This window comes from gamma proteobacterium symbiont of Axiagastus rosmarus, assembly GCF_059730925.1.
Window position 1 is genome coordinate 124,501 of the sequence record NZ_AP035926.1, and the last position, 13,841, is coordinate 138,341.

The 13,841-nt window shown below is 56.4% G+C and carries 10 protein-coding genes; 4 read left to right on the top strand and 6 right to left on the bottom strand.

Annotated elements, in window-relative coordinates:
* Positions 1-223: 223 nt before the first annotated feature.
* From glgX to treZ, 3 genes are read right to left on the bottom strand one after another with little or no spacing between them, the layout of a single operon-like run.
* Positions 224-2,299 carry a glycogen debranching protein GlgX gene (glgX, locus tag AC6I8F_RS20030; protein WP_104093542.1) on the bottom strand — a complete coding sequence of 692 codons (2,076 nt, stop codon included), beginning with the start codon at positions 2,297-2,299 and terminating at the stop codon, positions 224-226.
* 59 nt (positions 2,300-2,358) lie between these two features.
* Positions 2,359-4,854: a malto-oligosyltrehalose synthase gene (treY, locus tag AC6I8F_RS20035; protein WP_498028955.1), complete on the bottom strand. Its 2,496-nt coding sequence runs from the start codon at positions 4,852-4,854 to the stop codon at positions 2,359-2,361.
* Positions 4,851-6,635, bottom strand: a complete 1,785-nt coding sequence (gene treZ, locus AC6I8F_RS20040; RefSeq protein ID WP_152390841.1) for a malto-oligosyltrehalose trehalohydrolase — start codon at positions 6,633-6,635, stop codon at positions 4,851-4,853. The genes treY and treZ overlap by 4 nt, the downstream gene beginning before the upstream one ends.
* Positions 6,636-6,963: 328 nt before the next feature.
* Here treZ and AC6I8F_RS20045 point away from each other — a divergent pair, with 328 nt between their 5' ends.
* A complete protein-coding gene (locus AC6I8F_RS20045; protein ID WP_021509571.1) occupies positions 6,964-7,173 on the top strand; it encodes a CsbD family protein in 210 nt (69 codons plus the stop codon).
* Between the two features lie 226 nt (positions 7,174-7,399).
* Here the strand turns inward: AC6I8F_RS20045 and AC6I8F_RS20050 are convergent, their stop codons facing one another.
* Both AC6I8F_RS20050 and proP read right to left on the bottom strand, forming a co-directional pair.
* Positions 7,400-8,683, bottom strand: coding sequence for an MFS transporter (locus tag AC6I8F_RS20050; RefSeq protein WP_498028956.1), 1,284 nt, complete (start codon positions 8,681-8,683; stop codon positions 7,400-7,402).
* A gap of 135 nt (positions 8,684-8,818) precedes the next feature.
* On the bottom strand, positions 8,819-10,252 hold the full coding sequence (gene proP / locus AC6I8F_RS20055; protein WP_031280122.1) for a glycine betaine/L-proline transporter ProP: 1,434 nt from the start codon (positions 10,250-10,252) through the stop codon (positions 8,819-8,821).
* Positions 10,253-10,537: 285 nt separating this feature from the next.
* Between proP and AC6I8F_RS20060 the strand changes: the two genes are divergently transcribed.
* A complete protein-coding gene (locus AC6I8F_RS20060; RefSeq protein WP_498028957.1) occupies positions 10,538-10,756 on the top strand; it encodes a hypothetical protein in 219 nt (72 codons plus the stop codon).
* Here AC6I8F_RS20060 and AC6I8F_RS20065 read toward each other — a convergent pair.
* A complete protein-coding gene (locus AC6I8F_RS20065) occupies positions 10,737-11,276 on the bottom strand; it encodes a nuclear transport factor 2 family protein (RefSeq protein WP_498028958.1) in 540 nt (179 codons plus the stop codon). The genes AC6I8F_RS20060 and AC6I8F_RS20065 overlap by 20 nt on opposite strands.
* 120 nt (positions 11,277-11,396) lie before the next feature.
* Between AC6I8F_RS20065 and AC6I8F_RS20070 the strand changes: the two genes are divergently transcribed.
* Together AC6I8F_RS20070 and AC6I8F_RS20075 are read left to right on the top strand one after the other, a co-directional pair.
* Complete coding sequence (locus tag AC6I8F_RS20070) at positions 11,397-12,290, top strand: LysR family transcriptional regulator (protein ID WP_498028959.1); 894 nt, start codon at positions 11,397-11,399, stop codon at positions 12,288-12,290.
* A 230-nt stretch (positions 12,291-12,520) separates the two neighbouring features.
* Complete coding sequence (locus AC6I8F_RS20075) at positions 12,521-13,840, top strand: MFS transporter (protein ID WP_164861073.1); 1,320 nt, start codon at positions 12,521-12,523, stop codon at positions 13,838-13,840.
* The last annotated feature ends 1 nt before the right edge of the window (position 13,841 follow it).

Sequence of the window (13,841 nt, forward strand, 5' to 3'; positions counted from 1 at the left end):
TTTTTCCGCAGGGTGCGCATTCATGCGCACCTGGAAACCGGAAGTACATGCCCCGTTTTTTCCGCAGAGTGCGCATTCATGCGCACCTGGAAACGGGGAGTGCATGTCCCGTTGTTTCCGCAGGGTGCGCATTCATACGCACCTGGAAACGGGGAGTGCATGTCCCGTTGTTTCTGTAGGGTGCGCATTCATGCGCACCTGGAAACCGGCACCCGTGTTCCACTCACGGCCGGCGGAACAGCGCCAGGCTGCGGCCCTCCAGCTCAAAATCCTTCTCTTTGGTAATCACCAATCCCTTACTGGCGCTGTCGGAGGTGGTCAGCTCCAGCACCCAGCCGCCTTCACCAAACTGCGGGATGCGGAACGGCACATTGCCTTCAAACGGATTGAACAGCATCAGCACATCGTGCCAGATACCCTCTTCGGTTTGCAGGTCCGGACGCCCGATGTACACGCCGAGCGTCGAGCCCTCATCCCACTGTTCCGCCTGCTGGAAACCGCCGCCGGCGTTAAACCATTTAATCTCCATGCCGTCGCGCCAGCTTTCACGTCGCAGCAGCGGCTGCTGTGCGCGCAGTGCAATGATTTGACGGGTGAAATCGCGTAACGCATCAGCGGAAGCCGGCAGATCTTCCCAGTGCAGCCAGGAAATCTCGCTATCCTGACAATAGCCGTTGTTGTTGCCCATCTGGCTGCGGCCAAACTCATCGCCCGCCAGCAGCATCGGTGTGCCGTGAGAGAAAAACAGCGTGGCGAGGAAGTTACGCTTCTGCCGCTCGCGTACCGCGTTGATGCCTTCGTCGTCGGTGGGGCCTTCGGCACCGTAGTTGTATGAACGGTTATCGTTGTGGCCGTCGTTGTTATCTTCCCCGTTGGCATCGTTGTGCTTGTCGTTGTACGAGACCAGATCATTCAGCGTAAAGCCATCGTGCGCGGTGATGAAATTGACGCTGGCCCACGGGCGGCGGCCGCGTTGATCGTACAGATCGCCGGAACCAAGCAGGCGCGCGGCAAAGTCGGTTGAAACGTTGTCGCCTTTCCAGTACTCACGCACCGTGTCGCGATATTTGTCGTTCCACTCAGCCCAGCCGGGCGGGAAACCACCCACCTGGTAGCCACCAGGGCCGATGTCCCAGGGTTCGCCGATCAGCTTCAGCTTTGACAACACCGGATCCTGCGTCATGGCATCAAAGAAGCCGCCACGCTGATCGAACCCTTCCGGCTCGCGGCCGAGAATGGTGCCGAGGTCGAAGCGAAAACCGTCGATATGCATCGATTCTGCCCAGTAGCGCAGCGAATCCGTCACCAGCTGCAGCACGCGCGGATGGGAGGTATTCACCGTGTTGCCAGTGCCGGTATCGTTGATGTAATAACGGTGCTGATCCGGCAGCGTGCGGTAGTAGGAGAAGTTATCAATCCCTTTGAACGACAGCGTCGGCCCCAGTTCGTTGCCTTCCGCGGTGTGGTTATACACCACGTCGAGAATCACTTCGATGCCGGCATCGTGGAAAGCGCGCACCATGTCGCGAAAGCCCTGAATACCGCGCGGGCCAAAATAGCGGCTGGCAGGCGCGAAAAAGGCCAGCGAGTTATAGCCCCAGAAGTTTTTCAGTCCGCGATCCAGCAGATGCTGATCGTCCGGGAACCAGTGTACCGGCAGCAATTCCACTGACGTCACGCCGAGGCTTTTGATGTAGTCGACGGTGGATTTGTGGCTCATGCCGTCATAGGTGCCGCGCATCTCTGCCGGAATCGCCGGATTAAGCTGGGTGAAACCTTTGACGTGGGTTTCATAAATCACCGTACTGGACCACGGAATGCTGGGCCGGTTATGGTCCTGCCAGTCAAACTCATTAGTGTCAATCACCCGGCACTTGGGAGTAAACGGCGCGCTGTCACGGGTATCCAGCGTCAGATCTTTATCTTCGTGCAGTAAATCGTAAGCGAAGTGCGCTTCATTCCAGTCGATGTTGCCCTGCAACTCGCGGGCGTAGGGATCAATCAGTAATTTGCTCGGGTTAAAACGGTGACCGTTTTCCGGATCGAACGGTCCGTGAACGCGATAACCATACAGCGCGCCGGGTTTCAGCCCGGGCACGTAGCCGTGCCAGATTTCGTGGGTATATTCCGGCAGATCGAAGCGGGCAATTTCATGCTGACCGCTCTCATCGTACAGACAGAGTTCGACCCGTTCCGCGTGTGCTGAAAACAGCGCAAAATTTACGCCGTCCCCATCAAAGTTGGCGCCGAGCTGGTGCCCCGATCCAGCGGTGATTTCTAAAGGTTTACCGTTAGACATTCAATCCTCTCCATCCAGTGAATAGATAGTCATGTAAAACAACAGGTTTATCGGGGACACTACTGGCTAATCAGCACCAGCGGCGCGCTATAGCTCACATTGTCCAGCGTAATATCATCATTAATCACTACGGTTTCACCGGTCAGCACATTGCGATAGTGGCGATGCGCCAGCGATTCCGGCAGTGCCAGTCGGGTATGACTCCACTGTGCACCATTGAAAATCAGCCGTGGCGTGATCACCAGCAGCGCGTAGTCGCTGTCCTGACGGGAAAAGGCGATCACTTTTTCCGCATGTTCGCCCGATGCACTGAGCGGTTGATAATCACCGAAGCGGAACAGCTGCGCATGGTCGCGGCGCAGATGCAGCAGGCGCGCAACCATCTGCTGCTTCAGCCGGCCGCTCAGCCAGTCCTGCTGGCTGGCGAAATCCGGCGCGGCGTGGACATCCAGCTGCGCCGTCAGCTGAGCGAAATCCGGCTCGCGTCGGTTATCCGGATCGACCAGGCTGAAATCCAGCGCTTCGCAGCCCTGATAGATATCCGGCACGCCCGGCGCGGTCAGTTTGATCACCGTCTGGCTCAGGCTGTTAACCAGTCCGGCCCGGATGAACGGCTGCAGTGCGTGGCTGAAGTCCTGCAGAAACGCCGGATTGGTGGGTGACAGCAGCTGGCGGGCGTACTCCAGCACGGCATTTTCATAAGCTTCATTGCTGTCCGCCCAGTCGGTGCGTAACTTCGCTTCGCGCAGGGCTTTTTCCACAAACGGCAAAAAGCGATCGCGCAGCGCGTCCAATGCCGCCGTGTCCTCCGGCTGCAGCGTGGTGGGCCAGACGCCGGCCAGCGCCTGGTACAGCATCCACTCAACCGGCGGTTCGGGCGCCGGTCCGTCCGCCAGCGCGACCACGTGCGGCTGATTCATCTGGCGCCAGCGCGTCACATTCTCCGCCCACAGCGCCGGCGCTTCACTCAGGGTATACAGCCGCGCGCGTGCATCCTCGCCGCGTTTGGTATCGTGCGTGGAGGTACCCGACAGCCCATCCGGCTGGTGCTGCAGGCGGGTTTGCATTTCGTGGTGAAAGCGTTCAAGCGAAAACGCATGCGGCAGCGGTTCGGCACCCACTTCGTTGATCGCCAGCGCCACGTGATTGCGGAAAAACAGCGTGTCTTCGACCGATTTCGCCATCAGCGGGCCGGTCAGCTGCTGGAAGCGGGCGCGGAATTCCGCCGCATCCTGCTCGCCCTGTTCAGTGATCGCCCCCAGCAGTAATGCCTGCAAAAAGCTCAGCGCCGCAGGCGAGGCGCTGTGTTTAACCTGCTCCAGCACCTGTAATAGCAACGCTTCGCCTTCCAGCGGCATACCGGCTTTCCGGCCGTAGGTGCGATACACCGGGAAGGCGATCAGCAGCTCGCGCAGCGCCACGTGCAGCTCAGCCTCACTGAAGTTGCGATGCACCAGATCGGCTGCCTCGGTAGCCAGCGCCAGCAGGCGGCTGAATTCCCCGGCAAAGTTACGATCGACCATCAGTTCACGTGCCGCACGCAGGCCAGCCGCCACGTCGTTACGTTCAGCGGATACCGCTTCATAGGCCAGATGCAGCATATCGATCTGATTATCATCAATCAGCGCATGCGACAGCGCGGCGATAAACTCGTAACCGGTGGTGCCGGACACCGGCCAGTCGGCGGGCAGTTGCTCACCGTCAGCGAGAATCTTCTCCACCGTGATATAACACGCGTCGCCCGCGGCCTGACGCAGCTGTTGCAGATAGCCGAGCGGATCGGCCAGCCCGTCAACGTGATCGACGCGCAGCCCGCTCACCACACCGCTGTGTACCAGTTCAAGAATCAGGCGATGCGAAGCCGCGAACACCTCTTCATCTTCGACGCGCACGCCGACCAGCCCGGTAATTTCAAAGAAGCGGCGGTAGGAGAGCGCGCTGCGCGCCTCACGCCAGTTCATTAGCTGCCACGGCTGTTGCGCATGCAGTTCCGCGATGGCCGCGCGATCGCGCAGCGCCAGCACCTCGTCTTTACGCTGCTGCCAGCTGGCGGGCGTCAGCGGGTAGTAACTGTCGTAATAGACCAGCGCCGGATTGCCGCTGTGCGGATCGGCCTTGATGCTGAGTTCATCATTGGCCAGCACGCGGTCAAAATCATCGCCAAGGAACGGCAGCGTCAGCCTGCGTGACCAGTCGATATCAAAGTAGCGCGCGTAGCGGCTGGCTTCCCCGTGTTCAATCACATCGCGCCACCAGGCATTTTCCAGCGACGCCGCCATGTGGTTAGGCACAATATCGAGGATCAGGCCAATCCCGGCCTGCTGCAGCGCCGCGCTGAGGCGGTCAAAACCGGCGCGTCCGCCAATTGCCGGGTCAATCTCATTGGCGTCGGTGACGTCATAGCCGTGCGTCGAGTCGCGGGTGGCGGTAAAGATCGGCGAGGCGTAAAGATGGCTGATACCCAGCTGCTGCAGATAGGGCACCAGCTGCGCCGCGCGGTCAAACGTCATGCCGTTACGGAACTGGATACGGTAAGTCGCGGTTGGAATACTCATTGCGCTGCTCCTTTTGCCAGACGCACGATGAGAGAGTGCTGCGGCAGCTCGCCGCTTTCCTGTGGCCACGCAAAGAGCGTCTCGCCGGGCATAGCGGGCAGCGGCTGGCTCTGCTGTCCAATATTCAGCGCCAGCGACAGCTGGCCCTGCGGGAACTGCCAGCTGACGGCGACAAAGCCTGGTGCGGTGCGCAGCACCTGGCCGTTATGCCTGCGGGCATCCGGCAGCAGCGGCACGATGTGCTGCTGGCGCAACGCCAGCAGCTGGCGCGTAAGCGTCAGCCACGCCTGGCCTGCGGGATTTTCCACTTTGCTCCAGTCCAGTTTCGAACGCGTGAAGGTCTCTTCAGCATTGGGATCCGGTACCGTATCGTCATGACCGGCGTGACCGGTAAATTCGCGCGCCCGTCCTTCACGCACCGCTTTCGCCAGATCGCCGTGGAAATCGGTAAAGAACAGGAACGGGTTGGTTTCACCGTACTCTTCGCCCATAAACAGCAGCGGAATATGCGGTGACAGTAGCAGGGTGGCGAGCAGCACTTTGGTGCGATCGACACCGGCCAGGCTAATCAGGCGTTCGCCCTGGGCGCGATTGCCCACCTGATCGTGGTTCTGGATGAAGTCGACAAACGCCACCGGCGGCTGGCCTGCGCTGGGTACGCCGCGCCGCTGGCCACTCTGTGGTGACAGCTCGCCCTGATAAGCAAAGCCCTCGGTGAGAATGCGCGCGATTAATTTCTCCGGTACGTCGGCGAAATCCTGGTAATACGCGTGCGTCTCGCCGGTGGCAAAGACGTGAATGGCATTATGGAAATCGTCGTTCCATTCACCGCTGAACAGTGGCGCGTTACCGTCCGCATCGCGCGGATGCAGGAAGATCACGTTGCGGCTGTCTTCGGTAGTGAGATGGATCGGGCGAGAGTGGATTTCACTGCGAATGCGTTCGGCAATCTCGATCAGCACATGCTGGCTGGACGTATCTTCAATCTGGTCGATGGCATCGAAGCGCAGGCCGTCGAGGTTAAACTCTTTCAGCCAGTAGAGCGGCGCTTCGACGATATAACGCCGCGCGGCATCGACATCGTACGCAATCCCGGCACCCCACGGCGTCATGCGCTCTTCGTGGAAAAAGGCCGGTGCCAGCAGCGGCAGGTAATTGCCTTCCGGACCAAAGTGGTTGAGCACAATATCCAGCACCACCGACAGTCCCAGCGCGTGCGCGGCATCGACAAAGGCCTTGAAATCATCCGGTGAGCCATAAGCCGAGTGCGGCGCATACAGCAGAACGCCGTCATAGCCCCAGCCGCGCGTGCCGCCAAACTGCGATACCGGCAGCACTTCGATCATGGTGATACCAAGCTCTGCCAGCGCAGGGAGTTTTGCGATAGCCGCGCGGAAGGTGCCTTCGGCGGTAAAGGTGCCGATGTGCAGCTCGTAGACCACCGTTTCATGCCAGGGCCGTCCCTGCCAGTTGCGCTGCTGCCAGGCATAATGGTGTGGGTCGATGACCAGAGAAGGGCCGTTGACATCGGCGCGTTGTGCCCGCGCGGCCGGATCGGGCACCGTGCTGCCATCGGCCAGCTCGTAGTGATATTCGCTGCCGTGACCAGGTCCGCGCAGCGTCAGGCTGAACCAGCCATCCTGCTGCGGCTGCATGGCATGCTGCTGACCATCGGCGTGAAGGGTAATTTGCTGCTGACCGGGTGCCCAAAGGCGAAACCGCACGCTGCCGTCAGCAAGGATTTCAGCACCCCAGGATTTTTCCAACGTTGTGGATTCCATTCTATTGCCTCGTTAAGCCCCGCACGGGGAATGGACGACATCAAGCGATTCGCGTTCCTTAAAACCATTTACTCTCTGAATACAAAAGACTAAATGCCCTGGTAGCAAACGGGTACGCAGATAAATCACTGAGTACCCTGAAAAATCATAGCCTATATTTTCAGATTTAACTCCCGCTGCGCTTTAAACAGTACCGTTACGTAAATTTTCCGATTTGTTCGCTTAAGCACCTTTTAATCTCAGTCATAGGCTACGCTTATCTCTGCGCAGTTAACCGATGCGCGAAATAATGCCAGGCGGCACTGTCACCTAAATGAGGAGAACACTGATGAACGAAGATCGTATCAGCGGAAACTGGAAGCAGTTCAAAGGAAAAGTGAAAGAGAAATGGGGCCAGCTTACAGATGACGATTTAGACGTAGCCGAAGGGAAACGCGATCAATTAGTCGGCCGCATTCAGGAGCGCTACGGCTACGGTAAAGATCAAGCAGAGAAAGAAGTCAAAGAGTGGGAAGATAGTAATAAATTTAACTGGTAGTGTTGGTTATCCCCGGCACACTGATGTGCCGGGGTTTTGTTATTTATAATGGCACTGTTTTTGAGCTGGATAAAATATCAGGCATGTCTTGATTTATTTTCTATGTTATTTCAGACATATATATGCCTATATATTCATCACTCCTGTAAAAAAAATCTTTCGGCCCCTGTAGGGTCGCCATTGATGGCGACCAATGATAGGTGCTTACCTGCACAAACGCTTTTTCTCAAAGGGGTCTGCGGTGATCGTCCTTATTTAGCGAAAGCAGCGCGACAAAACTCACTACGGCGGTGGCCATCACATACCAGGCGGGAATGTCGGCGTTGCCGGTTTGCTTCATCAGGCCGGTAATGATCAGACCCGCGCAGCCGGAAAACAGCGCGTTGGAGAGCGAATAGGCCAGCCCCAGCCCGGTGTAACGTACGCGGGTCGGGAACATCTCGGCCAGCATCGCCGGTCCCGGTCCGGCCAGCATGCCCACCAGCGCACCGGCGATAAATACCACCAGCGCCTTGATCGCCATACCGCTCTCCGGATGCTGCAGCACTTTTAGCAGCGGGAAAGCCAGCACCAGCAGCAAAAACGTCGCCAGCAGCATTAATGTGCGGCGGCCATAGCGATCGCTGAGTATGCCGGCCGGCAGAATGGTGGCGGCAAAACCGAGGTTAGAGATGACCGCAATCAGCAGCGCCTGGTTAAAGCCGGTATGCAGCGCAGCCTGCAGATAGGTAGGCATAATCACCAGGTAGGTATAACCGGCGGCCGACCATACCATTAACCGGCCAATGCCCAGCCCGATAGCGCGCAGCGTGACACCCAGCGATGCCTGCTGTTGTGGTGCCGCCGGTGTCTGGCTGAACTGCGGTGATTCGTCGAGTCCGCTGCGCAGCCACAGCGCCACTGCGCCGAGCGGCAGCGCCAGCAGGAAGGGAATGCGCCAGCCCCAGGCGTTCATGGCGGCGTCTCCCAACAGCAGCGGCAGTACTGCCACCACGCCCGCGCCCGCCAGCAGTCCGAGCGCCACCGTCAGCGACTGCCACGCGCCATAAAATCCGCGCTTGCCGGGCGGCGCCGATTCGGTCATCAGCGAGACCGCACCGCCGTATTCTCCGCCCGCAAACAGTCCCTGCAAAATGCGTAGCAGTGTAATCAGCAGCGGCGCAGCCACGCCAATGCTGGCATAAACCGGGACCAGACCGATGGCAACGGTGGCCAGCGTCATCAATACCAGCACCGCGATCAGCACCGGTTTACGGCCATAGCGATCGCCCAGGCGGCCAAACAGCATCGCCCCTAACGGGCGAAAAAAGAACGCCACCGCAAAGGCCGCATAGGTGAGGATCAGGCTGGTGAGGGCGCTTTCTCCTTCCAGCTGGAAGAAATGTTTAGCGATTAGCGTGGCCATGAAACCGTATACGGCGAATTCATACCACTCGATAAAATTGCCGACGGATCCGGCAATCAGTACGCGTTTTTGATTAACGGCGGGAGCCACGGCAGATGACATCATTATCCCTTAATGAGTAAAAAACAGTCAGAGAGGGGCAGTCTACCGCAGCCCGGGGCGATTATCTGAGTTATAAGTCTGACGCAGGGCACAAAAAAGGTGCGCATTGAGCGCACCTGATGTGAATATCAGCGGGGATTATGCTGGCTGCTGTTTTTTACGGCTGCGCTGTTTACGCAGTTTATCAATCAGTTTATGCGCTTCGGCTTTGGTCGCCACCGCAGGGGATGAACCTTTCAGTGGCTTACGTGCTGTCTCACTCAGCGTTAATACTGTTAACAAACCAATCACGCCGGCACCCATCATGTAATACGCCGGCATCATGGTATTGTGCGTGGTGTCGACCAGCCATGCGGTAATCAACGGTGTGGTGCCACCGAACAGCGAGACTGACAAATTAAAGCCGATAGCCAGCGCGCTGTAACGAATATCGGTGACAAACAGTGCCGGTAATGTCGCTGGCATGGTGCCGCTAAAGCAGGTATGTAGTAAGCCCAGCACGGCCAGACCGGCAAATACCCATAGCATGTTGCCAGAACCAATCAGCATGAACGCCGGGATCGCCAGCACTAATAATCCCAGCGCGCCGAAACCAATCACCGGTTTACGGCCGATGCGGTCGGTAAAATGGCCCCACATTAAGGTCAGCGGCATCATGATAAACATCACCACCATCACCAGCAACAGGCCGGATATTTCGCTCAGCCCCAGAATGCCGGTTAAATAACTTGGCATGTAGGCGGTCAGCATATAATTAGACACGTTAAACAGCAGCACCAGACCAATACACTTCAATAGCGGCTTACTCTGCGTGCGCAGCATTTGCCACAGCGTGAGCTGCGGCTTGTTATGTTCGGCCTCTTCACGCTTATCCATATGCTCTTTAAACGCGGGGGTCTCTTCCAGCTTCAGGCGGATATACAGGCCAAACAGCCCCAGCGGCGCGGCCAGGAAGAACGGAATGCGCCAGCCCCAGTCCATCATCGCCTGATGCGGCAGCAGCGCAATCATACCTGTCACCAGGCTGGCGCCCAGCAGATAGCCGGCCAGCGTACCAAACTCCAGGAAGCTGCCCATAAAACCGCGGCGTTTGTCGGTGGAGTATTCCGCAATAAAGGTGGCGGCACCGCCATATTCACCGCCGGTGGAAAAGCCCTGCACCAGACGCGCCAGCAACAGCAGGATCGGCGCGGCAATACCGATACTGGCATAGCTGGGAATCAGGCCAATACAGAAGGTACCAATCGACATCATAATCATGGTAAAGGCCAGCACTTTCTGCCGGCCAAAGCGATCGCCGAGTGGACCAAATACCATGCCGCCAATCGGGCGCACTAAAAACGCGGCCGCAAAAGTACCAAACGACGCAATAAGCTGCGCGGTATTACTGGCGTCCGGGAAAAATACCTGGCCGATAATCACGGCAAGGTAACTATAAACGCCGAAATCAAACCACTCCATGGTATTACCCAGCGCTGCGGCGCTGACGGCGCGTTTCAATAATTTGTTGTCAATGACGGTAATATCGTCAACGGTCAAATCAGGTTTATTGGTCATCGTTCCGGTGCTCATAAACTCCCCATGAGTAAAATTGGAGCGATCTTATAGCTTTCGCAGCCGGCACTTCACAAAGGGAAATGAAAGCTATAAGAGGCTGAAAGGCGGTCACCTTAGGAAATATTTTATCTTTACGCAAGTTTGCGACATATATCCTTGCAATTAAGCGTAGCGTTAGAGTATGGGACTGTCAAAAGGCGCAGCGGCTGAAATAACCCATTATGCTGATGTTTAAGGCTGATAGCATTCTGCACATGATATTCTTTGGTGAGGCGATGATTTATAGGGGAATATGCTGCATTGCTACAGGATAAGAATGTCGGCTTTGATAAATTTCATACGTTACAGGCAAGTACATCATCAAAGAATTTGGCTGAAAGGAATAGCCAGACTGTTGCCATGCTGGACACCAACCTGCGCCGCCAGTCTCGTAGCGGATTGTCATTGATGACGTCGCTGCATATCGTGGTCTGGCTCAATGACTGTCTTGTCGCGTTAATTATCGTGATTGTCGGCTGAATACATCTTTCAGACCCTGGGAAAGCAATGCGCGTGATAAACCGCTACCGTCCACCGGAATCAACGTCCTGCGATGAATTTTCCATTGATCCGCAATGCGTTTTAACTCCCAGCGATTCACTACAACGCGGTGTATGCGATACCCAGGAGAGCTGCCGTGATTGGCCAGCATGCGTGATTCGCCTTTATCATCCAGATAAATTAACTGTAAATAAGAGGTGACTACCGCGCTGTCTCCGCGCAGATCAATCAAGGGTAATCCGGTAAAATGCGCTAATCCGCTAGCCAGTGCTTCCTCATGCTCAGGCCGCAAAATAAAGGCGGCTATCGCCTCTGCACCCTCCGCACCATCAAGATGAGGGCCACGATTGAATTCACTCTTTTCCAGATAAACCGATAATGTATATTCCGCCATTGCAGTATCTGCGCTGGGAGGATGTGACGCAATCAATTCATAAATCGCCAGTTTGTCTTCGATAATTTGTAATCTCTGCGCTAATTCAGGGTTTTCCTGCAGCATAAAGTGCTCCTGGTATTATTTATTAATTATGATTTGAGTGATTATAACGAGATACTTACAGGCGTGAAGTTCCTGTATCTTAATGGTGTGTTAAGTGGCAATTAATAAAGGACATCAATAATGATTAACAGCGCGGAGTATCTGGCTTTACGGGCTTTTGTCGTGGTTGCTCAGCAACTGAATTTCAGAGCCGCTGCGGAAGTACTAGGGGTATCCGCGTCAGCCGTCAGTCAGCAAATCACCGCGCTGGAAGCACAACTCGGGCAACGTTTGCTGAACCGGACCACCCGGGCGGTATATCTTACCGATGATGGCAAGTCCCTGTTTCTTCAGACTGCACCCATTATGACTAATCTGCATGAGACCCTGCAGCAGGCACACGCCAGAAGCCAGGATATTAAGGGGCTGATTCGCGTTCATGCTTTTCGATCGGGGGCTGAAATGTTTCTTGATCACAATATTGCCGGGTTTCTTACTGATTATCCCAACGTGCAGCTGGATATCACAACCAGCGATGCGCCGGTCGATCTGAGCCGCGGCGGCTATGATTTATCACTGCGCTTAGGCGAGGTGCTGGAACCGGGATTTGTTGCTATTCCATTAGGCAAGCCGCTCCATCAGATTGTGGTCGCTGCGCCAGCATATCTGGCAAAGCATGGTGTGGTTGAAGTCCCGGAAGATCTGCTCAATCACAATTGCATCGGCTGGCGCTGGCCGGGAAGTAGCAGGGTAGAGCCCTGGCAGTTTTTAAATGAGGGGAAAATTTTTGATATTCCCGTGCATGGAAATCTGGTGGTAGACGATCGCGAAAGGCAGCGGCAGGCCGCTATTGCTGGCGCAGGGATTGCCCAGTTAACGGCGGAACGGGTCAGTGCATCGCTGGCCGCCGGCAAGCTTTGTCGCCTTCTGCAACCCTGGGAGATGGAATTCCCGGGTTATTCACTTTGCTGGATAGCAGGTAAAGCCATGTCACCTGCCATGCGCGCGTTTATACAATGGCTGCGCATAAAATAATCCTGCCCGGAGTGTGCCAGCGCACTCTGTTCACTTCGAATAATCACCACGTATTTAGTTCATCTTCGCCCGGCTCAACCCTCTTATAAACGTTTACCAGCGGCTTCACGCTGAAACGTTTCATATCTCATTTCCTTACTAAGCCCATTGAAGAGTGATCAGTTGATGTATACAACAGAACTTGTATACAAGTGCATTTTTTATCCATGACACCAACATCGGGAAAGACCATGCAAAGTACAGATACTGAAATTGAAAAGCGGGTGATCCGTAAACTGTCGTGGCGACTGATTCCGCTCCTGATTGGCTGCTACGTGATTGCGGTGATCGATCGCGCCAATATCGGCGTGGCTGCCCTCACCATGAATGCCGATCTCGGCATCAGCGCCGCCAGTTTTGGCCTCGCCGCCGGTCTGTTTTTCCTGCCTTACGCCATCCTTGAACTGCCCTCCAATCTGCTAATGGAAAGGGTGGGCGCGCGCTGGTGGATCGCCCGCATTATGGTGACCTGGGGCATCATCTCCGGTGCGCATATGTTTGTGTGGAGTGAAAACAGCCTCTATGTGATGCGCGCGCTGCTGGGTGCCGCTGAAGCCGGTTTCTTCCCCGGCATCGTGTTTTATCTCACCCTGTGGTTTCCGGTGGCGTGGCGCGGACGCATCATCGCCTCGTTTATGACCGGCATTCCGATCGCGCTGATTATCGGCACGCCGGTTTCCAGCCTGTTGTTAGAGCTGCACGGATGGCTGGGGCTGCGCGGCTGGCAGCTGATGTTTCTGCTGGAGGCCATTCCGGCGATTGTGCTGGGATTGATCGTCCCCTTTGCGTTGCCCGATCGGCCGGAAGATGCCCGCTTCCTCAGCGCAGATGAGCAGCACTGGCTGGTGACAACACTGGCTGCTGAGCGGCAAAAACTGCCGTCGCGCGGCCATGGCGGTCTGCTGAAAGCGCTGTTCAGCCCGCTGGTGTTGTTGTTCAGCCTCACCTATTACGGACTGGCGAACCTCAACGGTGCGGTGAGCACCTTCCTGCCGCTGATCATCAGCGAAACCGGCTTAAGTCATGTTCAGACCGGGTTCATCACCATCATCCCTTACGTATTTGGTCTGGCCGGCATGCTGGTGCTGGGACGCATAGCCGATCGTCCCGGGTCACGGCTGCTGGCCAATTATCTGGCGCTGATCTTCTCCTTTGTCGGGCTGTTATGCGTTGCGTGGTTCGATAACTCGCTGGTGAAAATGATGTTTTTGTGCTGTTCGGCATTTGGCTTTTTCGGCGCGATGCCGGTGTTCTGGGGATTGCCCGCGCAGTTTATCCCGGCATCCGTGGTGGCGGGCGGCCTCGCCCTGATCAATGCGCTGGGCAGTATTGCCAGTGTGGTGAATCCGTGGGTCATCGGCGTGATACGCGACCGCAGCGGCAGTTATAACGGCGGATTTTACTGGCTGGCGGCGATGGCGATGCTCTCGATCATTACCCTGAGCATCATCTTTCGTCGCCAGCGTATACCGGCTTACCAGGCCAGCAATGAACAACGTGAGGGGCAGTAGT